General features: G+C 41.0%; 29 protein-coding genes. 8 read left to right on the top strand and 21 right to left on the bottom strand.

All coding sequences use genetic code 11. From position 1 onward, the window contains the following. Positions 1-14 precede the first annotated feature (14 nt). Complete coding sequence (locus CRJ00_RS00810; protein ID WP_099365042.1) at positions 15-350, bottom strand: PadR family transcriptional regulator; 336 nt, start codon at positions 348-350, stop codon at positions 15-17. Between the two features lie 238 nt (positions 351-588). Here CRJ00_RS00810 and CRJ00_RS00815 point away from each other — a divergent pair, with 238 nt between their 5' ends. Beyond that, positions 589-927, top strand: coding sequence for a VanZ family protein (locus CRJ00_RS00815; protein WP_257213646.1), 339 nt, complete (start codon positions 589-591; stop codon positions 925-927). On the opposite strand, the gene CRJ00_RS00820 is transcribed toward CRJ00_RS00815, so the two are convergent. The 5 genes from CRJ00_RS00820 to CRJ00_RS00840 all read right to left on the bottom strand — a co-directional run bounded on the left by CRJ00_RS00820 (position 924) and on the right by CRJ00_RS00840 (position 5,503). Next, entirely contained in the window at positions 924-1,436 is a 513-nt protein-coding gene (locus CRJ00_RS00820) for a ComF family protein (protein ID WP_144038053.1), read from the bottom strand. The two genes, CRJ00_RS00815 and CRJ00_RS00820, sit on opposite strands and share 4 nt — an antisense overlap. 252 nt (positions 1,437-1,688) lie before the next feature. Then, positions 1,689-2,765 (bottom strand): 23S rRNA (adenine(2503)-C(2))-methyltransferase RlmN, encoded by a 1,077-nt coding sequence (gene rlmN / locus CRJ00_RS00825; protein ID WP_099365045.1) that lies wholly within the window; start codon positions 2,763-2,765, stop codon positions 1,689-1,691. A gap of 21 nt (positions 2,766-2,786) precedes the next feature. After that, a complete protein-coding gene (locus CRJ00_RS00830) occupies positions 2,787-3,674 on the bottom strand; it encodes a DUF4349 domain-containing protein (protein WP_099365046.1) in 888 nt (295 codons plus the stop codon). Between the two features lie 117 nt (positions 3,675-3,791). Further along, entirely contained in the window at positions 3,792-4,829 is a 1,038-nt protein-coding gene (locus CRJ00_RS00835; protein WP_099365047.1) for an Atu2307/SP_0267 family LLM class monooxygenase, read from the bottom strand. Positions 4,830-4,921: 92 nt separating this feature from the next. Further along, positions 4,922-5,503 carry a tRNA-(ms[2]io[6]A)-hydroxylase gene (locus CRJ00_RS00840; RefSeq protein ID WP_099365048.1) on the bottom strand — a complete coding sequence of 194 codons (582 nt, stop codon included), beginning with the start codon at positions 5,501-5,503 and terminating at the stop codon, positions 4,922-4,924. A 70-nt stretch (positions 5,504-5,573) separates the two neighbouring features. Here CRJ00_RS00840 and CRJ00_RS00845 point away from each other — a divergent pair, with 70 nt between their 5' ends. Beyond that, positions 5,574-6,803: a glycosyltransferase gene (locus tag CRJ00_RS00845; RefSeq protein ID WP_099365049.1), complete on the top strand. Its 1,230-nt coding sequence runs from the start codon at positions 5,574-5,576 to the stop codon at positions 6,801-6,803. Positions 6,804-6,855: 52 nt separating this feature from the next. On the opposite strand, the gene CRJ00_RS00850 is transcribed toward CRJ00_RS00845, so the two are convergent. After that, a complete protein-coding gene (locus tag CRJ00_RS00850) occupies positions 6,856-7,257 on the bottom strand; it encodes a hypothetical protein (protein WP_134778283.1) in 402 nt (133 codons plus the stop codon). 176 nt (positions 7,258-7,433) lie between these two features. Here CRJ00_RS00850 and CRJ00_RS00855 point away from each other — a divergent pair, with 176 nt between their 5' ends. The 5 genes from CRJ00_RS00855 (at position 7,434) to CRJ00_RS00875 (ending at position 10,079) form a co-directional block, all read left to right on the top strand. Further along, on the top strand, positions 7,434-7,823 hold the full coding sequence (locus CRJ00_RS00855) for a DoxX-like family protein (protein ID WP_099365051.1): 390 nt from the start codon (positions 7,434-7,436) through the stop codon (positions 7,821-7,823). Further along, positions 7,807-8,541 carry a DUF2071 domain-containing protein gene (locus CRJ00_RS00860; protein ID WP_099365052.1) on the top strand — a complete coding sequence of 245 codons (735 nt, stop codon included), beginning with the start codon at positions 7,807-7,809 and terminating at the stop codon, positions 8,539-8,541. Before CRJ00_RS00855 ends, CRJ00_RS00860 begins: the two co-directional genes overlap by 17 nt. After that, entirely contained in the window at positions 8,532-9,284 is a 753-nt protein-coding gene (locus tag CRJ00_RS00865; RefSeq protein WP_099365053.1) for a class I SAM-dependent methyltransferase, read from the top strand. Before CRJ00_RS00860 ends, CRJ00_RS00865 begins: the two co-directional genes overlap by 10 nt. Beyond that, on the top strand, positions 9,268-9,669 hold the full coding sequence (locus CRJ00_RS00870; RefSeq protein WP_099365054.1) for a hypothetical protein: 402 nt from the start codon (positions 9,268-9,270) through the stop codon (positions 9,667-9,669). The genes CRJ00_RS00865 and CRJ00_RS00870 overlap by 17 nt, the downstream gene beginning before the upstream one ends. A 152-nt stretch (positions 9,670-9,821) precedes the next feature. Continuing rightward, positions 9,822-10,079, top strand: coding sequence for a hypothetical protein (locus tag CRJ00_RS00875; RefSeq protein WP_099365055.1), 258 nt, complete (start codon positions 9,822-9,824; stop codon positions 10,077-10,079). Positions 10,080-10,099: 20 nt separating this feature from the next. Here the strand turns inward: CRJ00_RS00875 and CRJ00_RS00880 are convergent, their stop codons facing one another. The 3 genes from CRJ00_RS00880 to CRJ00_RS00890 are packed head-to-tail and all read right to left on the bottom strand — an operon-like array spanning position 10,100 to position 11,884. Continuing rightward, positions 10,100-10,984, bottom strand: coding sequence for a hypothetical protein (locus CRJ00_RS00880; protein ID WP_099365056.1), 885 nt, complete (start codon positions 10,982-10,984; stop codon positions 10,100-10,102). Next, on the bottom strand, positions 10,977-11,522 hold the full coding sequence (locus CRJ00_RS00885; protein WP_099365057.1) for a hypothetical protein: 546 nt from the start codon (positions 11,520-11,522) through the stop codon (positions 10,977-10,979). The genes CRJ00_RS00880 and CRJ00_RS00885 overlap by 8 nt, the downstream gene beginning before the upstream one ends. A 32-nt stretch (positions 11,523-11,554) precedes the next feature. Next, positions 11,555-11,884, bottom strand: a complete 330-nt coding sequence (locus CRJ00_RS00890; protein ID WP_099365058.1) for an import component protein — start codon at positions 11,882-11,884, stop codon at positions 11,555-11,557. Between the two features lie 240 nt (positions 11,885-12,124). Between CRJ00_RS00890 and CRJ00_RS00895 the strand changes: the two genes are divergently transcribed. Then, positions 12,125-13,873, top strand: coding sequence for a helix-turn-helix transcriptional regulator (locus CRJ00_RS00895; protein WP_099365059.1), 1,749 nt, complete (start codon positions 12,125-12,127; stop codon positions 13,871-13,873). Between the two features lie 97 nt (positions 13,874-13,970). On the opposite strand, the gene CRJ00_RS00900 is transcribed toward CRJ00_RS00895, so the two are convergent. The 11 genes from CRJ00_RS00900 to CRJ00_RS00950 all read right to left on the bottom strand — a co-directional run bounded on the left by CRJ00_RS00900 (position 13,971) and on the right by CRJ00_RS00950 (position 25,035). Continuing rightward, complete coding sequence (locus tag CRJ00_RS00900; RefSeq protein ID WP_099365060.1) at positions 13,971-14,645, bottom strand: anaerobic ribonucleoside-triphosphate reductase activating protein; 675 nt, start codon at positions 14,643-14,645, stop codon at positions 13,971-13,973. Further along, the gene (gene nrdD / locus CRJ00_RS00905) at positions 14,626-14,811 is read right to left on the bottom strand and encodes an anaerobic ribonucleoside-triphosphate reductase (RefSeq protein WP_167554358.1); all 186 of its coding nucleotides are present in this window, start codon (positions 14,809-14,811) and stop codon (positions 14,626-14,628) included. Before nrdD ends, CRJ00_RS00900 begins: the two co-directional genes overlap by 20 nt. Further along, a complete protein-coding gene (locus CRJ00_RS00910; protein WP_099365062.1) occupies positions 14,798-16,909 on the bottom strand; it encodes a ribonucleoside triphosphate reductase in 2,112 nt (703 codons plus the stop codon). Before CRJ00_RS00910 ends, nrdD begins: the two co-directional genes overlap by 14 nt. 109 nt (positions 16,910-17,018) lie before the next feature. Further along, a complete protein-coding gene (locus tag CRJ00_RS00915) occupies positions 17,019-19,040 on the bottom strand; it encodes a TonB-dependent receptor (protein ID WP_099365063.1) in 2,022 nt (673 codons plus the stop codon). 12 nt (positions 19,041-19,052) lie between these two features. Further along, positions 19,053-19,838, bottom strand: a complete 786-nt coding sequence (locus CRJ00_RS00920) for a FixH family protein (protein WP_099365064.1) — start codon at positions 19,836-19,838, stop codon at positions 19,053-19,055. A gap of 19 nt (positions 19,839-19,857) precedes the next feature. Then, positions 19,858-20,184, bottom strand: a complete 327-nt coding sequence (locus tag CRJ00_RS00925) for a metal-sulfur cluster assembly factor (protein ID WP_099365065.1) — start codon at positions 20,182-20,184, stop codon at positions 19,858-19,860. After that, a complete protein-coding gene (locus CRJ00_RS00930; RefSeq protein WP_099365066.1) occupies positions 20,174-21,445 on the bottom strand; it encodes a hypothetical protein in 1,272 nt (423 codons plus the stop codon). The genes CRJ00_RS00925 and CRJ00_RS00930 overlap by 11 nt, the downstream gene beginning before the upstream one ends. Before the next feature lie 7 nt (positions 21,446-21,452). Beyond that, the gene (locus CRJ00_RS00935; RefSeq protein WP_144038054.1) at positions 21,453-22,277 is read right to left on the bottom strand and encodes a DUF2249 domain-containing protein; all 825 of its coding nucleotides are present in this window, start codon (positions 22,275-22,277) and stop codon (positions 21,453-21,455) included. Positions 22,278-22,326: 49 nt separating this feature from the next. Beyond that, positions 22,327-23,094: an ABC transporter permease subunit gene (locus tag CRJ00_RS00940; RefSeq protein WP_099365068.1), complete on the bottom strand. Its 768-nt coding sequence runs from the start codon at positions 23,092-23,094 to the stop codon at positions 22,327-22,329. Between the two features lie 7 nt (positions 23,095-23,101). Then, a complete protein-coding gene (locus CRJ00_RS00945) occupies positions 23,102-23,821 on the bottom strand; it encodes an ABC transporter ATP-binding protein (RefSeq protein ID WP_099365069.1) in 720 nt (239 codons plus the stop codon). Then, entirely contained in the window at positions 23,818-25,035 is a 1,218-nt protein-coding gene (locus CRJ00_RS00950) for a nitrous oxide reductase family maturation protein NosD (RefSeq protein ID WP_218962152.1), read from the bottom strand. Before CRJ00_RS00950 ends, CRJ00_RS00945 begins: the two co-directional genes overlap by 4 nt. Positions 25,036-25,053 lie beyond the last annotated feature (18 nt).

The raw sequence follows: 25,053 nt of genomic DNA on the forward strand, positions 1-25,053 counted from the left end.
GTTAATAGTTTAGATTATATTTCACGGTTAGCAATCGATATCTCCACGGCAAACAGTAATTCCTTCCAGGTGATATCCAGTTTCTTCAACACTTCCAATCCTTCGGAAGTAATCTGGTAGTACTTTCTTGGTGGACCTGATGTAGACTCCTGCCAACTATAACTCAACAAGCCATTGTTCTTCAACCTCGTCAATAGTGGATAGAGCGTCCCTTCAACCACCAACAACTCTGCCTTCTTCAATTCGGCAATGATGTCTGAGGCATATATTTCTCCCCGAGAAATTATGGATAGAATACAGTACTCCAGTATTCCTTTCCTCATTTGGGTTTGTGTATTTTCTGCTATCATAACAATACAAAGATATATCCTTTGGATGGTACTTTGCAATACATAGTACTATAAAAATTTAAAATACATATGTAATTAGCTGATTTACAGCGTAATAATTTTTAAATAAAAAGATTAAGAAAATGTAATCATTATAAAAAATACCTGAAAAGACTTTTTATTACGAGATATTAATCCGATTTTAGGCATAATGAACTGGCTTATAAATTACGCATGGGCAATTCTTTGGGCAATAATCATGATGACGTTGCTATTGTTGCCACCCGACAACCTACCATCAGGCAATTACTTCCCCGGTTTTGACAAATTGGTACACACTGGCTGTTTTTATTTATTGACAACCTTAATATTATTTGGAAGAGTCATAGACACGAAACGAAGAGCTGGAAAATGGAAAACCTTTTTCATCGCCTTGATATCCGCTTCTTTCTTTGCGTTCTTAACGGAAGGTGCGCAGATGTATTTCACCAATAGCAGACATGCAGAGTGGTGGGATGTTTTTGCGGATTATGTAGGTATTGGGATGGCTCTATTCAGCTATTTACTGTTGTACAACCGTCGGGCACAGTACGATTAAGCCTTAGCGATACATAACACCGAGAATTTAGTGCTTGGATAGGTGGCCTGAAGAGTTTCTAAAGCCGAACTAAGCGTAGCTCCTGTGGTCAATACATCATCCAATAGGATATACTCCTTACCGGAAAGCAGCTTATTGGGCAGTACTTCGAATACCCCCTCTACATTTTTCATGCGTTCGTATCTAGAAAGCAAGGTCTGTGTTTTGGTATGGACTTTCCTTTTCAGGATGTTGGTATGAATTGGAATCCCGCTTATTTGATGCAAACCCTTGGCAAATTCTTCGGTTTGATTATACCCCCGCCATTTTCTTTTTTTGGGGTGCAAAGGTATGGGGATAAAGGCCTCCATATCCTTCAAGAAACCATCTTCCATCAGTATTTCAGCATAACGCTTTCCCAAGAATAATCCTACTTTGGGTTTATTTCCGTATTTCAGGTGATAGAGCAATACTTCTACACGGCTAGAGGCATTCAAATGCAGCATGGCAGCTGCCTTGACTAAAGGCACTCTGCCCTTTAACTGTTGTATACATGGATTGTTAGGATCTTTGTAAAATTGTGTAAAAGGGAGGTGGAATAGGCATTTTGTACAAATAAACTCTTCCTGAACGACCAATAAGGCTGAACAGGCATGACACTGTTCAGGAAAGAATTAATGGAAAAATGCTTGGAAATAATTTGTTAACACCTGCAAGCGATATCTTTTCAGAAAGCTAGGTATCTGTTATGAAATCCCTATTGAACAGGTATTAACTTATTTTTAAGCTTGATCAACAGCTTCGGTGTTTTCCTTTTCCTTGATCGCCAATTGACCACAGGCGGCATCTATATCCTTTCCACGACTACGGCGTACATTGGTGATGATTCCCTGCTTTCTAAGGTATTCAGCGAATTGATCGATCTTATCAGCTTCGGCATTTAAGAAGTCTGCCAAGGCGATGGGGTTGTATTCAATGATATTCACCTTACAAGGAACATGTTTACAGAATTTCGCTAACTCTTTGGCATCTTCCAGTTCATCGTTAAAATTGTTGAAAACGATGTATTCAAAAGTGATAGGGTTTTTGGTCTTCGCATAGAAGTACTTGAGTGCATCTGCCAAGGCCGCCAAACTGTTCTGCTCGTTGATCGGCATGATCTCGTTGCGTTTCTTATCGTTGGCCGCATGTAGGGAGAGCGCCAAATTGAAGCGTACTTCATCATCGCCCAACTTCTTGATCATCTTGGCTATTCCCGCTGTGGATACGGTAATGCGTTTAGCTGCCATGTTCAGCCCATCGGGAGCTGTAATCCGCTCTACCGACTTCATCATGTTGCTGTAGTTCAACAAAGGTTCACCCATCCCCATATACACGATGTTCGTCAATGGGTGGTTATATTTCTCCTCCGCTTGTTTAGCAATCAATACTACCTGATCGTAAATTTCATCTGCATTGAGGTTTCTTTTGCGATCCATATACCCCGTAGCGCAGAATTTGCAGGTTAAGCTACAGCCTACTTGGGAGCTCACACAGGCGGTCATCCGATCGTCTGCAGGAATAAGGACCCCTTCGATAACATTGTTATCATACAAAGTAAAGCTGCTTTTAATGGTTTTATCAGAACTGATTTGTGATTGGCGTACTTTTACGGCATTGATGGCGAATCGTTCCTTCAATTTATCCCGCAAAGGCTTGCTCAAATTGCTCATGTCATCAAAATCGGTACAGGATTTTTGCCAAAGCCATTCATAAATCTGCTTTGCACGAAAGCCCTGCTCGCCCATTTCTACCAGTGCATCTTTGAGTTGTGCCAAACTCAAACTTCTAATATCTACCAATTTAATTGCTTTTTCCACGCTACAAAGATACGTCAAAAATTATTCCTTATTCAAAAACTTGTTTTTTCTGTTCTTGCGGACTCTTTTTATCAAGGCAACGGCTAAACCAACAACGATTAAGACCGGCCATAATCCTACGATACCCAAAGCCAAGGTTTCGATCAGATTCCATCCAAAAACAAAGGAATCCTTCAATCTCGACCAGAAAGAGTTGCTACCCATTGGCAGATTGGCATTATATTCAAATAGATTGATGTTGATGCTGGAATAATCCACCTGACCACCCAGATTCCTTAATAAACCTTCCGAGCTATCGATCTCTTCTTGTAACAAACGGATCTGCTCCTGTATTTCTAACAGGTCCTTCACGGACTTTGCCGATGCTACCATTCCTTGGTACCGCGCTAGGTATGCCCTTTTGCTTTTCAAGCGGGATTCCACATCATAATACTGGATAGAAACATCCTCAGAGGTCATGCTCTTGGAGGTGATTTTGTCCTTCCCATTTTCCAGGTTGCCCATAAAGGCATCCAATTGTTTGGAAGGAACGCGGATCACCAGGTTATATGTGGTCAATTCATCCCGGTTGGATGTGGAGGATTCCTGCTCATAATAGCCACCCATCTTCTTCAACAAAACATCCAGGTTCTTTTTACTTGCTTGAATATCTTTGGATTCTATGGATAGATCACCTCTACGGATGATTTTAAGCTGTTGGTTCACGGGGTTTACAGGGTTTGCTGCAGCATCTACCGCTGCTCCTGCAGCAACATCAGCGGCAGCAACTTCTGGAGCTTCTGCATAATCAGCCTGTTTACTGGTCGATACCTCCGAAACGAGCGCCTCTTCCGAATGCTCCATGCTTCTATTACAGCCTACTGCAAACAGCAACATGCTCAAGGGTAAGATTAAAAATATTTTTTTCATGGCTATGAGTTTAAGCTAGGATGCGTTTCTTCCAACAATTCCATAAAGAATTCTAAAATAAAAAAGCCCTCTAGTCATTTTCATCCTAGAGGGCATTGCTATAACAATGTGATTTGTTTATTTATTCACCGCAGCTCTAACCTTTGGTGCAATCTGATTGCCATAGAATTCAATGGCTTTCATCATTTTGCTATGGTCAGGGCTACCCACATCCATATGGGCAGAGAACCTGGTCAAACCGAAGGTTTCCTGCATTTGTAGGATCTTCTCTACCGACTCATTCACATCGCCTACGATCAAGTGGCCATGTCTTGAACGACCATAATCATACTGCGATTTTTGATAGGCAGGCCATCCCCTAGAAGCTCCGATCCTATTCATCTGAGCGGAATAGAATGGGTAATACCAATCGGCAATCTCATTGCTGTCTTCTCCAAAGAAAGAATGCATATGCACACCTACCTGGAAATTTGCCATATCGTGGCCGTTATCCTGATAAGCTTGTTCATACACTTCAAACAAAGGTTTGAAATTGATCGGCGAACCACCGATGATGGCAAACATAACAGGAAGACCTAAGCGTCCGGCACGGATAACAGATTCAGTTGTGCCACCTACAGCCACCCAGATCGGCATGCTGTTGTTCACCGGTCTTGGGTATATGGTCTGGTTCACCAGACTTGCACGGTGTTTTCCGGTCCAATTAACCGTTTCCGATTTATTCAGACGAAGCAAAAGCTCCAATTTTTCTTCAAACAGGGAACTGTAATCTTTCAGATCATAGCCGTAAAGTGGAAATGATTCGATAAAAGATCCGCGTCCCGCCATGATTTCAGCACGGCCATTGGAGATCAGATCCACTGTTGCGAAATCCTGGAATAATTTCACGGGATCGGCTGAGCTCAATACCGAAACAGCACTTCCCAATTTGATTTTTTTGGTCACGGAAGCTGCCGCTGCCAAAATGATTTCGGGAGATGCCACCGCATAATCGGCACGGTGATGCTCGCCCATTCCAAAGAAATCCAAACCAACTTCATCCATCAATTTGATCTCTTCGATTATTTCCTGCATGCGATCTTGCGCAGCTTGTATTTTTCCTGTCTGTGGATCTATTTGCAAATCCCCAAACATTCCTATTCCTAATTCTAACATAATTTGCTCCTATTTTATACTACAAAAATAGGGAGTATAAACTCCCTATTCCTTGATGTATGATAAGAAAGAATATCCATGGGTAATTAAGATTACCCGTGGATATATTCTTTGGTTCCATAAGATTGGATCAGCTCCCCTTCGAAGTCCAACCATTCCTTCCAACGTTTGTCCACATCAACATCCGTGCTGTATTTACGGGCAAAGTTGAGGAAGGTGGTGTAATGATTGGCTTCGGATACCATCAGGTCATGGTAGAAGGTTGCCAATTCCTGGTCTTCAATATTTTTGGACAACACCCGGAACCTTTCGCAGCTGCGCGCTTCGATCATGGCGGCAAACAATAACCGATCGATAAAAGCCATGTTTCTGGATCCATCCTTTTTAGCAAATTTCATCAGTTGACCTACATAATCGTCCTTGCGCTCGCGGCCCAAGGTATAGCCCCTGGCTTTGATGATTTCGATCACCATTTTGAAATGTTCCATTTCTTCGATGGCAATCGCGGTCAGTTCATGCACCAGATCTTCAAATTCAGGGTTCTGGGTGATCAGGGTGATGGCATTTGAGGCCGCCTTTTGTTCACACCAAGCATGATCTGTCAATATTTCGCATAGATTGGATTCTGCAATATTTGCCCAACGGGGATCTGTTAATAGTTTAAGTCCTAACATAGCCTGTTCAATATAAATTACAAAGGTAGTAAATTAAGCTTTATAGAATTAATTTACTCATTTTTGTAGAATGGAAAATCGTTTGCTCGTTATTGGTCTGGTATGGCCAGAACCAGAATCTTCCGCCGCTGGTTGGAGGATCCTCCAATTGATCGAAATATTCCGGGAGCAGGGATTTGAGATCCATTTTGCCTCGGCGGCCAGTAAAAGCGAACATTCCTATCCATTGGAAAAACTGGGAATACAAAAACAGGCGATCCTCTTGAACGACGACTCCTTTGATGCGTATGTACGAGATTTGAAACCTGATTACGTGATGTTCGATCGATTTATGGTGGAAGAACAGTACAGCTGGCGAGTTCGGGAAAATTGTCCGCAAGCGATCTATATCCTGGATACGGAAGATCTCCACTTTTTGAGGCAGGCGAGGCAGGATGCCTTCAAAAAGGAGATGGAATTGAATGAGCTTTCCTTATATTCCGATCTTGCCAAGCGAGAGATCGCAAGCATCTATCGTTCGGATCTTACCATTATCATTTCAGCATACGAAATGAACTTGTTGATTAAGCAGTTTCATATTCAGGAATCCCTATTGGTCTATCTTCCATTATTAAACCGGGATTACATCCCTGACAATGAACTCCCATCTTTCGAGGAAAGGAAGGATTTTATGTTTATTGGGAATTTCATTCATGAGCCGAATTGGCGGACGATTTTGGAATTAAAGCGGATCTGGCCATCGATCAGGAAAAGACTTCCTCAGGCAGAATTGCATATCTATGGGGCGTATCCCAGCCAAAAGGTTTGGGAACTAAATAAACCTTCTTCCGGTTTTATTATTAAGGGAAGGGCAGAATCTGCTTTGGAAACCATGAAAGGTTATCGGGTCTTGTTAGCTCCGATTCCCTTTGGGGCCGGGCAAAAAGGTAAGTTCATGGATGCACTGGCTACCCAGACGCCCATTGTTACGAGTGCGGTTGGTGCGGAAGGCATGCTTATCGAGGGAAATTGGCCAGGGTTTATCTGTGAGGAAGATGATGAATTTGTAGAACGATCCATTGAATTGTATAATCAGGAAGATATTTGGAGAAGTTCGCAGGATCGAGGACAGCATTTAAGTGAGCTATGGAAAGCAAAGCAAGAGAAAAAACAATTGCTAAATGTTTTGCTTCCTATCAAGGATAATCTAGAAATACATCGCGCAAGGAATTTTGTAGGGCAGATACTATGGAGCAATCAATTTGCTGCCAGCAAATACATGTCTCTTTGGATCGAAGCCAAAAATGGGAAGAAAAAATGAAGCCGTATCATTTTAAAATGATACGGCTTACGTTCTCATATTAAGTTTAATCTTAACGTCTTTTAAATTCGTATCTCGTGGTTTTACCATTCGTTACGTTTTCCATGCTGAATTTCACAATGGTAGTGATAATATTTTCCTTGATGGTATAAGTAACGCCATCAAAAATCATAGTTTTCGAGTTTGGCATTTCATATGGATAAGATTTCGCTCCATCTTGACCCATCATGATGTAGGTATACCCATCCTTATTGAAATTCATATACTGTGGATCTTTTACCAAGGTATCTCTAAAGACCTCTTTACCGTCCACAAATTCTGTTCTTACCACATCCTCCCATTGGTTGGAACGGATGATGTTCTGAGCGGTATCTCGGCCGATATTATCAATAGTATCTTCACTACAAGAAGCTAAACCGAAAGCCACTAAACCCAATATCATTAACTTTTTCATAATTATGCTGCTATTTTCTAACATTTATCTATTACTCCAAGCCATACTTTCCAATCATTATGCCAATAAATGTTAAAACGGGAAAATAATCTCTTAATGGAGCTTGCCGAAGGTTACCCGCATTTTTATTATATTTAAACTAATGAAGCCAATAAGATGGCATTAATCACCTTTCTATGGAAAAACTCCTGCATTATTTCATTGTTCTGGTTTGGTTAATCAATGGTCTATATTGTAAAATATTTAACCAGGTGCCACGACATCAGGAGATCGTTGGAGAGATCCTATCAAAGGAACATGCAAGGACTTTAACCATTATTATTGGCTTTATGGAAATCCTATTGGGTATTTGGATTTTTTTCAGAAGATATCCTAAACCTACAGCCATCTTTCAGATCATTTTAGTTCTCGGTATGAATGTAATTGAATTTTTCCTAGCGCCGAATTTGTTGCTATGGGGTAGGTTCAATTTAGTTTTTGCCATACTTTTTGCATGTTTGATATTTTTGGAAGCGTTTGTACTATCGTCTTCCCCACATCAGAAAGGCTATGGGAAACTTCAATAATCAGCAAATTGCCATGCAGGCCAATTTGGAACAGACCCTTGTGCTCACCTTTTCCGTTCCGGCCGAAGAGCTACTTAACTATGTTCCAGAACCGCTGACTTTGGAGATTTACGATAATAAATGGGCTTTTTTGGCGGTTGCTTTAGTAAGGACCAAGCACTTAAGACCAAAGGGATTTCCAAAATTCCTTGGAAGGAATTTTATCTTAGTAGGGTATCGAATTTTTGTCCGGTATACCACGCAAAAGAGGAAAAATCTTAGAGGGCTTTATATCCTTGGATCAGCGACAGATAGCCGCTTAATGGAAATCATGGGAAACGTATTGACCAATTACCATTATAAGCACATGGACATACAATGGGAAGAACAAGCGCATCAAACGCTTGTACAATCCTCAAAACATCGTCTACAGATCGAATTTCCAACGCATATCCATGATCCGAAGCTACCTGTGGATTCTCCCTTCCCAGATTGGAAAACAGCAAGACGCTATGCCGGGCCCCTACCCTTTACTTTTTATATAAACAAAGAAAATAAGGAGATCCATATCGTAGAAGGAAAAAGAACAGATTGGATTCCGAACCCCATCCACATCCAGCATTATCAAATTGGATTTCTAGATGATTACATTTCCGGAAAAAAGATATTGGCCAGTGCGTTCAGCATTACCAATATCCCCTATTATTGGAAGAAAGGAAGGGTTGAAAAATGGGGCTAGAAAGAGGACGATTTCAAGGGATCAAAAACATCATTTATTTCAATTGGCACTTTTATATTATTTTCCTGCTGATAGTATTAGGTGGAATAAATATCCTGCTCATCATACCATTTCCTTACGCGGTCTATTTAAAGGTTTTTTTATGGATATCCACCTTATCCACTTTGGTATCATTGATTGTTTCTTGGTTGCTGTATGACCAATCTGATCTCTATCGATTCCATTTTGTAAAAGATCTGACGGGTCTCCAAGTTTTAAATATCCATGCAGGTTTTGATGAAAGCAGTGCTATCATAAAAGAAAAATCTCCCTCATTATTAGCCATTGCTGATTTTTATGACCCCCAAAAACATACCGAAATCTCTATTAAAAGAGCTCGAAAAATGTATCCAAACAGGGAAGATTGTATTCCAATAAAAAGCAACCACCTTCCCTTCGAAAACAATTATTTTGATCGGGTATTTTTAATATTTTCAGCGCATGAAATCCGGAATCGGGAAGAAAGGAAAACATTTTTAAAAGAACTCCTACGCATTCTACATCCTGATGGCGAAGTTCTCCTCGTGGAACATCGTAGAGATTGGAAGAACTTTTTGGTTTATAACATAGGTTTCTTTCATTTCTATTCGGAAAAAGAATGGCTAAACAACTTTAAGCAAGCAGGATTTAAGGTCGAAGAGAAGCAAGGAATCCATCAATTGATTACTGCTTATAAATTTAAAAAAAATGGAAGTACAGCTTAAAATAGTTGGGATAGTTCAAATCCTATTGGCCATTATCCATCTTTTTTTTCCTAGGAAATTCGATTGGAAAAATGAGCTACATAAATTAAGTCTTTTGAACCAACAGATGATGCAGGTGCATACTTTTTTTATCGCATTGACTGTTTTTTTGATGGGCATACTCAATCTTAGTTCTGCCGAACTGCTGATCAACACAGAGCTTGGAAAACGGATCTGTTTAGGTATGGGCATCTTTTGGTTATTCAGACTAGGGATACAATTTTTTGGTTATTCTTCCTTGTTATGGCGAGGAAAACGAGTAGAAACCGGTATTCATATCCTATTTATTTTCACCTGGATATATTTTACGTATGTGAATTTTAACGTCTTTTTTAAGGCTCTTTAATTGCATTAGCTGTTTGACCATATGCCCTTAATTAAATTTTAAAAAATTAGGTTGAAATATTTCTAAAAATATTCTTATGTTAGCATTATATTGTAGCTAAGTAGCCACAAGTTCGACAAGCTTCAATAGCCAAACCATTATCGGCAACATCCATGAAACAGCTAAGTTTAAGAGCAAACTCTCTAGGGGAGTTAATTAAAAAGCGGAAATTCTTACAAATGATCTTATTGATCGGTGCCTTGGTATTGACCTTGATGTTGACCATTCTTCACCTTTACTTTTTCAAAAGTGACATGATCGGTTTTCCGGTCATGTTAGCAGCAGCTCTTTTTACGCTTCTGCCAGCATATATGCGCTTGGGCGAGATCAATACGGAAATTAAATCACGCACGGACGCGCGTAGAATCTAGAACTAGGGCTATTAAAATCGTTACTCGATACCTTTAAAATAAAGGACCATATCTTTTTTATTGAGGCCTTTTGGATCGTCAAGTTGATTCAAAGTCAATACCCGATGTGCACTATCAAAGCTATATCGGTATAATTTTCCAGATATACCCCAAATCAGGAAATTTGGAATATCTTTCGACAATTTAATACGCAGGATATTATTGTCCTTAAAATCAAACTCCGCTTCAACATCTCCGTTGACCAATGCTTTATTACCGACCCTATTCACTGAAAAAGATGGCCCTGCATCCATGGTTTCGAAAACCTCATTGATAATTTCTGCACGTTGAAAAGTCTGCTCACGGATTTCGTTGGATTTCTTTCCGAAAAGCGGGAAACCCCTTAAATTTTCTTTCAGTCGCAGATCCGCACCATTCCCTTCAAAAATTTCCATCCCTTTGGGATCCATATTCACTTCAAACGAAAAAGGTTCATTGACCGCAAAATGTAAATAATCGCCTTCTTGTTTCGACTTCCCCTTTAACGCCTTCATGTTCTGGTCCGTGATAATGGAAAACTTAGATTCCTCATAAAAAATCCCCATGGCCCAAAGATCATGCTCATCCGTATAATTCATTCGGATACTCGAGGAAAGTTTATTACCCTCTACGGACCAGGACACCTCCTTATTGCTAAAGGCATCCGTTTCTGCCACCCACTTCACCTCCTTATCCTTGATCTTTAAATAATCCGGATTTTTCAGAACGTCAGACTCCATATCCGTGGAAATCATTCCAACCTGATCAATCTGTACGGTCTTTTTTATCGGATCAACGGTTACCACCGCTTTAGGTGCAAAAAGGCTTGGTTGCTCCAACATAAAGAAGCTCCCAATCAACAAGAATATCAGTTTAATCTCAATCATATTGCGATGCCAGGAACTGTTGCCAGCTTTCCATTAATCGATTCGCTTCCTCCATCTCCTGAGCGTCCACTTCCCCGATTCGATGGGCAGTAGTTAACTTTGCTTCTTTATCCTGATAATTCACCTCGAACATAAGTTCCAGCCTATCCCACATAAAATCATATAAAATGGCCAATCCCTTTGCATTTGGCTCGAGGTAATTGGCCAGATCTTTCAACATGGATATCATCGGAATAATTTCATGATAGTTCTCACTGAACTGCAAAACCATGAAATACCAGGTCTTGGTTTGTTCATCATATGTTTCCTGTGCGCCTGTAAACCTTTCATCAATGATTTCTTCAATCACTTGACCATAGCTCTCTGCATGGTAAGATTGAACCACCTGTAAGGGCTGTTTATTGTACATTTCACGGGAATCCCACCAATTTGTCCAATTGCTGTTCAGGGCAGGTGCTACTGGGCGACTTTTCTTGAACTTCTGCAATTGTTCTTTACTGATGGGAACTTTGACATATAAGGAACTTAATTCTGACATAACCTGTTGTTTATTAAGATTGATCTTAGCTTTTAATCACGATCCAAAAAGCTAAACGAGCTGTTAAAATAATTTCCGATTACCGGTAGTACCGCCATCTTGTTATTTGCTGCATTGATAATCCCTATGATCATCAGCACCAAAAATAATAGACCAACAATGTTTCCAACTAAGGCCAAAGAAGGAATTATACTTACAATAATCCCGATGGCGATAGAAAAGATGATCGATGTGACGATCAATCCCAACCCTTGTTTAAGGTGGAAGCGACTGAACTGATCTCTATTATCCTTTCCTACGAAATAAGCAACTAGCCATAAAATCCCTAAATAGCTTAAGATTGATTGAACTTTTGAATCCATAATATGTTTTTTATTAGTTTATGATTTGTTTAATATCTTGATTCTAATCATCACACATCTTATACCATAATTATTTTTAGGCATTCTATGTTACATATACAGAATGTCTACATTTTTCGTATATGACTGATAATCAGTATTTAGCAATCTTGTAGGTTAACAGAATTATATACATAAATTAACATAGGATTAGCATAAAATAAGAATTGCTCATAAATTAGGTTTCGAACGCAGTATACTATGAAGAACGCAATTGTATTGATCTTATTATTATTTAGCCTATTTCTCGCCCAAGGTAATTCGAAGGAAATAGACCCTTCTATCAAAAGTATTCTCTTAAATATAGAGAAAATGGTCTTAAATTCCCAAAATGAGGAGGCGATTGATCTATTGATGGGCGAGGTCAATAAAACGAAGTCGGCAGATGCGCTTGCTATTTATTATGGTCAGTTGAGTTCCATATATTTAAGCAAGGATAGTCTACAACAAGGCAAAAAATTCAATGATCTCAGTGTTGCCCAAAGGAGTTCAGCTTTGAATCCCGAAGCCTTGGCTGCTACCTATCGTTCTTCGGCCTACCTGAAAAGTTTTCTGAACCTATCTGATGAGGTCGTAAAAGAAGCGAATGAAGGGTTAAACATACTCCAACAAGTTCCAGAAGCCTATTCCCTGAAATATGCCCTTTATTATCTGTTGTATTCCACCTATAGTGGCTGGAACGATAGTGAAAAAATGGAGGAGAACATTAGGAAATGTGAGTTGAATGCCAATTTGGGAAAGAATTATAACCAGCAATCCAATGTACAGATCGGTTATTCCAGTCTTTACCTTGCCCGATATAGGAAACACAAAAAGAGGGCTGATCTGGATAGTAGCTATCATCATCTCCTACAATCCTATAGCATACATGAAATACATCCCGAGCAGATCAGTGGAAATACGAAGGTGGTCACCGCGGTCAATCTGGCAAATTATTATTTGGAATTTGCGGAGGGTCCAGTCTTAGAAAGAAAAAAGAAGGCTTATGGTTATCTGGAAAAGGCAGAGGAAGAATTAAAGAATAACAAAGGCCAATTTGGAAGGTGGGTCAATATTTATGGTATCAAGAGCTCTTTTGCGCAATTGGAAGGGAATATTCCGCTCGCTGAACAATATCTTATCGCTGTCAGCAACCTATTGAATGACCGAAAAGATAATAGTCTGTTAAAATTGGAATATAAACTGTATCAGGAATTATCTTCGCTATCTGAAAAAAAGAACGATCTAGCTTCTGCCCTGGCCTATCACAAAAAAGCGGAAATGGTACTGAAACAGAATTTCGATCAGGTACAGCTGTTCAATACCCAAAAATTGGATATCCAATATGAAACGGAAAGAAAGGATCAACAACTGAAACTTTTGGAAGAGACCGCAACGCTGCAGAAGAAGTTGAATTACGTGTATGGTGGAGCGGCCATTCTTGCTGTACTGGTATTGATTTTTATGTTAAGATCATACAAGTTCAAGCTGCAATACGCTAAATCACGAGAAATTCAATTGGCCAAACAGAAAGAGGCGGAACAGGAAATCATGGAACTAAAACATCAACAGCTGCAGAAGGAGGCTTTGGCAAATAACCTGATCATTGAGCATAAAAACGACATGCTCAAACAGATCAAATCCAAAATTCAAGAAGGCGATTCTTCACAACTGAAAAAACTGTTGAAGGAGGAAAATCTATTGAGTGCAGATTTTGAAGATATTAAATGGCAGATCCAGCAGTTACATCCTAATTTCTTTCAGCAATTAATGGATAAATCCACCCAAAAATTGACCCAATTGGATCTTAAATACTGTGCATATATCTATCTGCAGCTTTCTACAAAACAGATAGCGCAGGTCTTGCATGTGGAACCCCAATCGGTACGTATGTTCAAATATCGACTGAAACAGAAGTTTGGTCTGCCGAAAGAATCCGACCTGGAAAACTTCCTTCAGGAGCTTGTTTGATTCGAGGTTTAAGTGGGGTTTAAGTGACATGTAAGTGAGGTGTAAGTGCCTTTTCACACTTACACCACACTTAAAATCCGGCTTCACTTTGGTCCCATCACCTACACAATATGTTGAAATTATGGGACACTAATCTTTCGAGTTGCAATGGGTAACTAGATCTAGGCAAATCGACCAATGTTATCACATCATTTAAAGCCGACTGCAGATAGTAAGTACCAACGTATTTCTTATTCTCCAGATACGAAATCATTTCCTGTAGATCCTCCAAGCTCAATAATTCCGAATGTACAGTCGTTCGAACCTCAAAAGGAATTTTATTCGCCTGTAAGAGCGCATATGTTTCTTCAAATCCGCCAAACAAATTGCTTACCGTAATATGTTTAAATCGTTCGCCCAATCCTTTGAAATCCAAGGCGACATAATCCAATAAATTTCGTCGAATTAATTCCATCATAATAGCTGGTCGACTGCCGTTGGTGTCGACCTTTACCAGATACCCCATCGCCTTAGCTTCCTGTGCCAATTGCAACAACGCGGGGTGCATTGTGCATTCACCGCCACTGAAAACCACTGCCTGCAATAGGTTCTTCCTTTTCCGAAGAAAATGCAGCGCATCTTCTATACTCATCTTACCTTTTCCCAGTACGATATCGGGATTATAGCAGTACAAACAACGCATGTTACAGCCTGTAAACCAAAGGATACAGGCTGATTTATTCGGATAATCTAATAAAGTAAATGGGCTGATATCATAGATCGGTTTTGTCATTTCTTTCCTTAAAAAGCGTTCGCTGCTTATGTTCTCCCTGCTTTCCAATATTGAAACTCTCAATTGGCCGATGATACCCCATCACACGGGTATACACCAAACATTTACTTCTATCCTGCTGATGTTGCTCCAACACCTGCAAGGTTTCATTTTTACATGTTTCCATCTGCATTTGTTAATTTATGATTCATAAGGATTTCTTCGTCACATTTTGGGCAATATTCATGCTCGCCATTCAAATAGCCATGTTTCGGACAGATACTGAAAACGGGGGTTACGGTAATATAGGGCAACCTGAAATTGGAGATCACCGTTTTCACAAATTCCTTGCAGGCTTCGGCAGTGCTGATCTTTTCGCGCATATATAAGTGCAGGACCGTTCCGCCGGTATATTTACACTGCAATTTATCCTGCAAGAGCAGGGCCTCAAAAGGGTCTTCCGTGTGGTCCACCGGAATCTGGGAACTATTGGTATAATAGATCTTATCGTCTATACCGGCCTGTAAAATATCAGGGAACCTTTTTTTATCCTCTTTCGCAAATCGATAGGTGGTCCCTTCTGCCGGAGTCGCTTCCAAGTTATAAAGATTTCCGGTTTCCTCCTGAAATGTTCTTAACCGTGTCCGGATAAAATCCAGGATTTCACTCGCAAAAGAAATCCCCCAATCGCTGATGATGGTTTCCTCATCCGCGGTATAATTCCGGATCATTTCGTTCATGCCATTTACGCCAATCGTAGAAAAATGGTTTCTGAAATGCGGTAAATACCGTTTTGTATAAGGATAAAGCCCATTATCATACATGGTCTGGATGAATTTTCTTTTCTTTTCCAAGGTGGATTTTGCCAAAAGCAGCAATTCATCGATCCGTTCGAAAAGACCGGCCTTATTTCCTTGGAACAGATAGCCCAGACGCGCCATATTCAAAGTCACCACACCAATACTTCCAGTCATTTCTGCGCTGCCGAACAAGCCATTGCCTCTTTTGAGCAATTCCCTTAGATCGAGCTGAAGCCGACAGCACATACTCCGAACCGCATTCGGTTTGTAAGCATCCGGATTTTCCACCCTATTTCCCTCCGCATCGATCAGGTATTGGCTGCCCACAAAATTCTGAAAGTAGGATGACCCTATCTTGGCGGTATTCTCAAAAAGCACTTCTACATTTTCGCCATCCCAATCAAAATCCTCGGTAATATTCACCGTCGGAATGGGAAAGGTAAAAGGTTGCCCGTTCGCATCCGCTTCTGTCATCACCTCATAATAGGCCTTATTGATCATGTTCATCTCCTTTTGGAAATGCTTATAACACAGATCCAACAAGGACGCTACGCCTCTTTCCTTAGCAAGGTCTTCGAGAATCGGACTGGAAAGCCCCTTGAAAAGATGTTGACTGGCTTTGGTAGGGATCTGGTCCTGAAGATCCTGGGGAACATTCCAGTCCAAGGTGATATTGGTGAATGGCGACTGCCCCCATCGAGCCGGTACATTCAAATTATAAACAAAACTTCGAATGGCTTTTTTAACTTCTACAGCAGATAGTTGGTCTTTGAACACATAGGGCGCCAGGTAGGTATCAAAGGAACTGAATGCTTGTGCACCGGCCCATTCACTCTGCAAAATGCCCAAGAAATTGGCCATCTGCCCAAGTGCTTCCCTGAAATGCGATGGAGGTCGGCTATCAACCCTTCCTCGGACCCCATTGAACCCTTCATCCAATAAAACACGTAGGCTCCAACCGGCACAATAACCGGTCAGGCAGTCAAGGTCATGGATATGGATATCGGCATTTCGGTGGGCATGTCCCTCCAAGCGGTTATATACTTTGTCCAACCAATAATTGGCAATAATCTTTCCGGCGGTATTATTCACCAATCCGGCATTTGAAAAGGAATTGTTCGCATTGGCTTGGATCCGCCAATCGTTCTGGTAGATGTATTCTTCAACCGCGTGGCTACTGTCTACATAGGTACCGGAATCTATGAACCGATCAATGTGTTCCCGTTGGAGTTTTCGGGTATGCCTAAATAACATGAAAGATCGCATCACCTGGAAATGTCCTCGGGAATAGAGTTTTGTTTCGATCAGATCTTGGATATCCTCCACATCAATTAGACTGCTCGAATCGATTTCTGCAAGGACTGATTCCAGGATACTTTCATCATAAGGGAGACTGACACTTTGAAAAGCTTTCCGGATCGCATCTTCAATTTTGAAGGCTTGAAAGGCCGTAACCAGCCCATCACGTTTAATCACATTTATCATAGCTTTAGAAATTACTTATTATTTGATTTTTAAGGAATTACCTAAAGCTATGAACTAAAAAACGAATATTTTATGAGGCTAAACATAAGCCTAAATAAATTAAAAAATATTAAAAAGAAATGTTCAGTTGCGCTATAAAATTCCGTCCAGGGCGTGCAATTTTCATGATGTCCTGATGCCTGTAATAATAGCTGTCGAGCATATTCTCAACACGCATATTAGCTGTGATGCGATTCTTTTTGAAAAGAAAGCTTTTTCGGATGCCAGCATGGAGCAGGGTAGCAGATCCCGTCTTCGTATCTCCATAAACCTCCGGACTTACATGCTGCTGCTCGGCATAATAAGCGACTTCCATTTGTGCAACCCAATCCTTTATTTTCCAAAGGAAAGTGTTGTTATTCGTAAATGGTGCGATCAATGGCAGCGCATTTCCCCATTTGTCCTGACCATAGGTATAGGAACTTGTACTGATCCATTCGAGGTTTTTCAAAGCTTGGATCCTGAAGGACAGTTCTGCTCCCGAAAGCTGTGCATCCGGAATGTTCTGGTATTGCTTGACACCAGTTGCTCCGATGGTCATCACTTGGTAATCGGGGAGAATGGAGCCTACAATATAGTCTTTGAAGGCATAATGATAGGCTGTGGCCTCCAATCGCAGCCATTCTTTCTGGAAACTCAAACCTAAACTGGCCTGTAGGGATTTTTCGGTTTGAAGATCCATATTACCCAGATAGTCGTAATTATCCATTCTATTGAACAGGTAAAAACCATAATATTCCTGCAGACTAGCGGCTCGGTTTGCATACCCTATTTTGGCCATAACATGCCAATTGCTACTTGGGTGATAATGTCCTGTCAGGTTCACATTCCCCAAATGATTATTCCTGTTGAAGTGAGCTCTTTGAAAACTGGAAAGCTGTTCCTTTCCTTCGGTACTAAATACATTAGATTGGGAAAGACTATACGTCCCCATCACATCCAAGCCCCATCTTTCGTTGAATACGTAGCGATCGGAAATATCCAAGCTGTAAAAATGGCGCTGTACATCGGGCAGGGTATACATGAACATGGGATTTGCATCCTTTGGATACATGGTCATATTGGCTGTTAATCGGTTCAGATAAGCACTGACCCTGGCCTGAAAGAAATGATTCCCTTTGGATAATCCTGTTTCAGAATAGAGACCCGCTGTCCATGACAACCCGGGCATATCCATATGCATAGGCACGGTTTCTATGGGTCTTTTGGTATCATCCATGGCATGGTCGATATGGTTGAAATAGACCTTCGAGCGGATGGGGGACATCTCGGGAATAGCAGAAGTATAGGTATGTGTAAGGGAAGCAATATTGGCATTCGCGAATGCCACATCCATGGTCAAAGCCGGATAACCAATATCCTGCCCATAATCGGCCAGGTATTGGGCAAGCAAGGTGTTTTTGTCATTCAGCTTGTAATGGAAAGCCGCGGATGCATTCCATTTCTGGAATTGGGAATTGGAAATGATAGCCTGGTTTCCTGCCCTATAATTTCCTGATTTTCGGAAGATCCCGTTGATCAACAAACCATATCTATCGGTCGTGTATTGTAAGGATCCTAAAGTCTGTAGCGCCTTTGCATTGGTTTCATATCCAGTTCCAAGCATACCCTTAAAGCTTGATTGATCGGTAAAATCCGGAACAGCCAGTTTGAAGTCTATTCCTCCGGCCATTCCACCACCATAGTTTTGGAAGGAGGACCCCAAATTCACATTGATCTGTTGCAGGTTGCTCGGTTCGATATACGAACTGATGGGATCCATCCGATCGGTGCAAGCACCGAAAATGGCCATTCCGTCTATACTCAGGTTGATCTGGGCGGCATTCAAACTACGGATACTGGGTTCCCAGGCGTAGTTACCGCGACGGATCATCTGCACGCCTGCTACCCGATCCAGAATCTGGTCGATATTGGCCTGCTTGGAAGCACGTTGTTCCTTTTCTACCTGTTTATTGATCCCAACTTGGCTGACCACGACAACCTCTTCGATTTCTACATTCCGAAGGGTATCGTGGTTTTCATGATGTTGTGCAAAACCGGAATGCCCAAGAAAGATGGCAGCCAGTCCCAAACCTATTGCTACAGCTTTCATATGCTACCTATATTAAAAAAGTAAATCCAAATAGATGTCTTTCGCTATTTCATTTTCTCCCAATTTCAAATCAAAGAACAAGCGCCAATCGCCCGTCATGATAAAATTCACCTTGCCTTGATATTGGCCCTTGCCGATGGAAACAGGAACTACATTATTTGGGGAACCATGGTTCATCGAAGTCATCTCCGGGTGGAAACCTAAGGCTAATCCTTCTACCGGTGAAAAAGAGAACATGTTTTCCCGCAAAAAGACCATCAGCACTAAATCATTCATGCCCATCTTTGGTTTGGAAGGTTCTACTAAAGCCAACACATATTTCTTACCATCATTTCCAGAAATGGTTTTTACTGGGGTATTTCCAGTAGCCGCTGCTGTTACGTCTACAGGGATTTCCACCTCTTTTCCTTGGTAGGTTACTTTTAAGCTCCAAGTTCCAGATTCTCCTGAAGGCATGGTAAATACGACAAAACCTTGGTAGGCTTCTAAATTGGATTGATAGGTCAGGTTTCCTGATGGCGCCCCGTGGGCCATGCTGCCCATATCCATGATTGGCGCAAAAGTTAATGGCTGATCTTTCACCGCTAACCCATTCTTTTTGACCTGAAAATATAGGTTCTGATAGCCTACTTGTAAAGCTTTATCAGCAAAAACACTAAGCTGTTCTCCAGTAGGCAAACTTGTTTCTGCCAATTTAATCTTTCCATCCATCGGCAAATCCAATACTTCATCTTTTTGACATGATCCCATGAACAGCATTCCGATGCTCATCATGAGGAGGTATAACATCTTTTTCATGATTTTTTTGATTTGATTTTCACATATTCAATTGTGCTCTTCCTTCATCGCTCATTTTGTCTATCGACCAAAAAGGTTCCCAAACCAAGTTTATTTCGATTTTCAGCGCTGGAAAAGCGGTTAACAGTCTATTTTCAACTCCCTGTATAATAGCATCGCCCATCGGGCAATTTGGGGTTGAAAGCGTCATTTCTACCTTTATTTTGGTCGGTTCGGAAAAATCCAGGTCGTAGACCAAACCCATATCTATAATATTGATCCCTAATTCAGGATCGATAACCTGCGATAAAGCCTGTAGCGCTTTGATCTTTTCAGCCGCATATGGATCGCTTAGGTTAATCTGCATCACTCCTCCTTCTTTTATAGAAGACCACCATCAAGACATTCCATAGGTAAAGGATGGACAATAAGGTCCATAGGTAGGTAGCTCCTTCCAGTAACCAAGAAATCTTCAAGCTGATACCCAATAAGGATAATAGGAGATTGCCAATGAAAAGGAAGAATTGACCTTTTAGTAATTGCTGGCTATACATATCCTTGGGCATGGGAATCTTTTCTTTCCCATTCAGATCCTTGAATTTTAAGTTCCAAATGATAAATGGCAAGGTTTTAAAGGTCATCCCAAGCACAATTCCAGTGATCCAACCCATAAAAATGAGGAAGGCATATAGGCTGATCACATTTCCAGCGGGAGTTTGTACGACGATTGGCAGCATAGCAAAGGCCATGAGCGAGCAGATAAAAGATAATAGCGCATGCTTCATGGGTATGTCTATTTTTTTCCTTGCCCTGTTCTTTATACAATCTAGGATATAGATTGCCCAAGAAATAAACCCTAAGAAAATTAAACTAGCGCTCCAAAGGGAGTTCAACCCTACACTATTCAGATAGCCATCTGCTAAGAATACACACAGACCCAGATTAATTAAAACAACCGCGGCATACAGGAATCTGGTTTTATTGCTCTTTCCCAACAGGAACATAGGCAGCATCTTAGCGCCAGCACCTAGGATCAATTGCAGAAACCAACCTACAATTCCGGCATGTGCATGAAGTTTTAGGATATCCAAATGGTTTTTAGATAAGAAACCATGGTAAAGATTGATCGCCAAGAGCAAGCCAATGGTCGTGGTGAAACAGAACCAGAAAGCAGAAAACGAAAAGAACAGATTCAGTTCAAAACCATGCGAAACATCTTTAATGGTCATCCAAAGGTTGAGGAAGTACAAGTAGGAGCTCAGACAGACCAGTGACCCAGCGATGATCATCCAATGATCGGTTTTGAAATGCCAAAAACAATAGATCAATAGCAAAGAGCCCATCATCAACAGCAGGTAACTCCCGAAAGCCATCGGAGGCGAAAAGAGTTTCTTTCCAAAGATGACGGAAACCAACTGGTAGGCCGCGCCTAAAATAATCATGCTTCCCCAACCTAAGGCAAGTGTATGCACGATGGCCAACACCTTGGGTTGGAAATAATGTCCCAGGATCTCTTTACCGGTAATCCCCAACAAAATAGAAGCAAGCACAAAGAACAGTGCAGCAGTTACATAACATGGAACGACCACATAGGCTTCTGGCGCTTTATTTATTTCTATTCTGGACATTTTCGCTTTATTTTAGATAAAATAATATCCTTACATCTCCTTCTCCGACTTCTGCAATCCGCATGGTATATCTTTCCTTTTCCAATTCCTCCATCAGATACAGGGGCACCTTATGGTGTTGTACATACAATATTTCAGCTTTTTGGAGATCATTCAGTTTCATCAGGATCTGTTCCATGGGTTGAGGCATGGGTAACCCACGTACATCAAGGAAAAGGATCTTTTCCGAGGGATAATTTTCTAATATTTCCTCCAATTCATGGATAGCGATAAAAGAAATGGGTTCAGCCAACTCTTGCACGGGCTCCTCTTTCAAAAAAGAACAATGGTAGACAGGATTCTCTCTCGTTTCCATTTCTTCCACAAAACATTGAGCCCCTTTCTTTTCCAGTATAGGTATCAATGGATAGGGTATAAAGGAATTGATAAGCAAGAAAACCGAGCCTGATGGCACTTGATGATAGGCCTGAAGGATTTCTTTCAATGGATCCTGCCCACCCAATAAAATAGGACGGACATCCAATTCTTTACCAATGATTGCATGCTCTAACCAAGCTGGTTTTTCGGGTTTATTGACTTCCTGTTGTGTATTTTCAGCAAACTCATCCTCTTCCCAAATAAAACCAAGAGGCACCAACACACGTTTGAAATCCTGCACTTCACAACCCGCGATACTGGCTGCTTCGACTATAGATACCCTTGGGGTTAAGAATTTACGCAATAACGGGATTTTTATTTTACGCAAAGGCTTGGCTATAGATGCGATAGCATCAATGCTAGATTCGTTGGCTTTTATTAGCGCGGATATCTTTGTATGTTGGTTTATCCTCATGGCCACATTTAAAAACAGCACTCGATATGCTCATTTGAAAAATATCTCTTTATAAATCTTTTTTCCGGAAATGCCTTACGGATAACCAAAGGGGGATCAGACACCACAGCAACATCACACCCAAGGTAATCCCCATTCCTAATCCTGTTCCGAAAAAATCCCTGAAAATTGCTCCGGTATAACCCATCATGGCGGAGAGATCCAGCTGCAAGAGGATCAATATCCTACTGATATCAATGGGATTGAACATGGATAAGGCCACCATCATGTTCTCGATCGGATAATCGGAGAACTGGAACAAGAGGAACAAGACCAATGCATCGAACAATAAGCCGAAATACAGCCATAATAAGATGGCAAGCCCAATTCCTTTGGACTTATCCCGGATCAATACCGAGGTCCACATGGCGATGGAAACAAAGATCAGGGACAGCAATAGACCGCATCCGATCAAGATCAGGCCCGAATTACTGAACGCATACATCAATGTAGGCACACCTACACCGATAAAAAATGAAAGACTCAAGGCACCGGCCAGCCCAGCAAAAAGGCTTAACCAGATATTGGTCCTTTTGAGTGGTTGGCTCACCAATAGGTTGATGAATTCCGAACTGTTATACAGGTATATGCTTGAAAACACGATACTCATCAAAGGCACCACAAAAAGGACGATATTTAATAAGCTGATCAAGCCCTTTTCATAGTTATCTTCCATGCTATAAACACTAATGGAAAGTGCAAATAGGAGAATGGTATAGCATATGATGGTTTTGTTCCTTAACAAATCTGCCAGGACATATCTTATTACTTTATTCATGGGAACCTTATTTAGAAGGACTGGAAACAGACATGATATGGGCTATCGCTTTCGAGAGCTTATCTGTTCCGGTATCCATTTTTAATTGATGAAGTGATTTATGAAAGATCAGATTTCCATCTTGTAGATAAATGATCTGGGAAACCATGTCGTCCAAATCACTGAGTACATGGGAGCTGATGATGATCAATTTATTGTTCCCCATTTCTTTCTTGATCTTATCTTTTAAGATCTCGGTGGACAAGGGATCAAGCCCGGCTGTTGGTTCATCCAATATAAGAGCTTTAGGATTGAACATGAATGCCAAACAGGCACTCACCTTTTGTCTGGTCCCACCCGATAGGGTTCCCATTCTTTTTACCAATAAAGCGGGTAGATTAAATGAATGGAAAAGATCGAGGTCCAGCGTATCCTCCGGCATCTTACGGATGTCCTTCATCATATCCAACACCTGACCGATGGTCATGTTTTCAGGATATTGCCCAATCTGTGGCATATATCCGATCTCGTTCCTGTAGGTCCATTTCTGTTGGATGTTTTTTCCATCGAACAGGATATCACCAGCTGTTGGAACGACCATGCCTAAGATCGATTTGATCAAGGTGGTTTTACCGCTTCCATTTGGCCCGATCAAGGCAATACATTCCCCGCCCTGCAAATCTAGATTGATATCTTTTAGCACTTTGAACTTGCCAAAGTCTTTGGAAATATGTTGAATCTGGATCATACCTTCACTGATTTCATGCGAGGTTGCTCATCTTTGAGCCCCTCTGGTGTTAAACTTGGTAATAACTTCTCCGAACGGTCAAATAAGGTGACCATAAAACTCCTGAACAGTAACATCACGGAAGGATATCGTTCTACCAACATGGAAAACAAGCTGACCGGTCTGAACGGCACATCGCCAATTCCATCCCTGTCCAGATCATACCCTTCATATTTATCCCAATAATTCTGGGTGAAATTGTTCAGGGTCAAGGTTCCATTAGTGGCTACATCAAAGGTATTCTGCATAAAATTATTGTCCCTGAATGTATTGTCCATACAACTTGCCTGGATTTTGATCCCCCAACCATTTCCTATGAAATTGTTGTTGTCTATATGTATCCTATTGGATCCTTCCATAAAGATCCCCGTGGTGTTTCGATCAAATTTATTGTTGATGATCTGGCTATCTGAAATGTCCTTCAAAAGAATTCCGTAGGAGGCATCGCCCCAGTTTTCTTCGAACAGGTTGTTTTCCATATGTACATTTTTGGTGTACATGACGGCCACCCCTGCTCCATTTGCACGGAAGGTATTGCCTACATAACTGTTATCATGTGAGAACATAAAATGTAGACCATAGCGAAGGTTTTTTTCAGAGATGGTATTCAACACATGGGTATGGGTTACAAACTCCAGGTAGATGCCATCCCGATGGCCAGTGACCGTATTTCTCTCAATATGCAGACTATCTGATTTCCAACCATGTATTCCATTGCCGATCAATTGTTCCGCCGTTCCATAAGCCTCGATTTTATTATCCAGGATTTCCAGGTGCTTGGAGTTCTGCGAATAGATCCCAAAGAAATTATCAATCAGTATATTATCGATCACTTTGACATGATGGGTATTGTAGATTTTTATACCCGCAATATCGTTAATGGAAGAATGACCGGAATTCTTGATCTCAAAACCTTTAATGGTTACGTGTGGGGATTTTACAGATAGGGGTTCATGCTTTTTCTCGGCATCTAACGTTGGTCTGCCTTCGCCCAACAGGGTTATGGCTTTATCCACGATGATGTTACCTTCTTTGTACAATCCTGCTTTGACCAAAACGGTATCTCCGGCCTTTGCCATCTCGATACCTTGTTTGATGGTTTTTACAGCTTGGTCTTTGCCTATTTTAATGGTAGTGGCATGTAGCATGTCCACTACCATAAATAAACAAATCATTGTACCAACTATATTCAA

The sequence above is a fragment of the Sphingobacterium sp. 1.A.4 genome (genome assembly GCF_002734245.1).
In the GTDB taxonomy this organism is placed as follows: domain Bacteria; phylum Bacteroidota; class Bacteroidia; order Sphingobacteriales; family Sphingobacteriaceae; genus Sphingobacterium; species Sphingobacterium tenebrionis.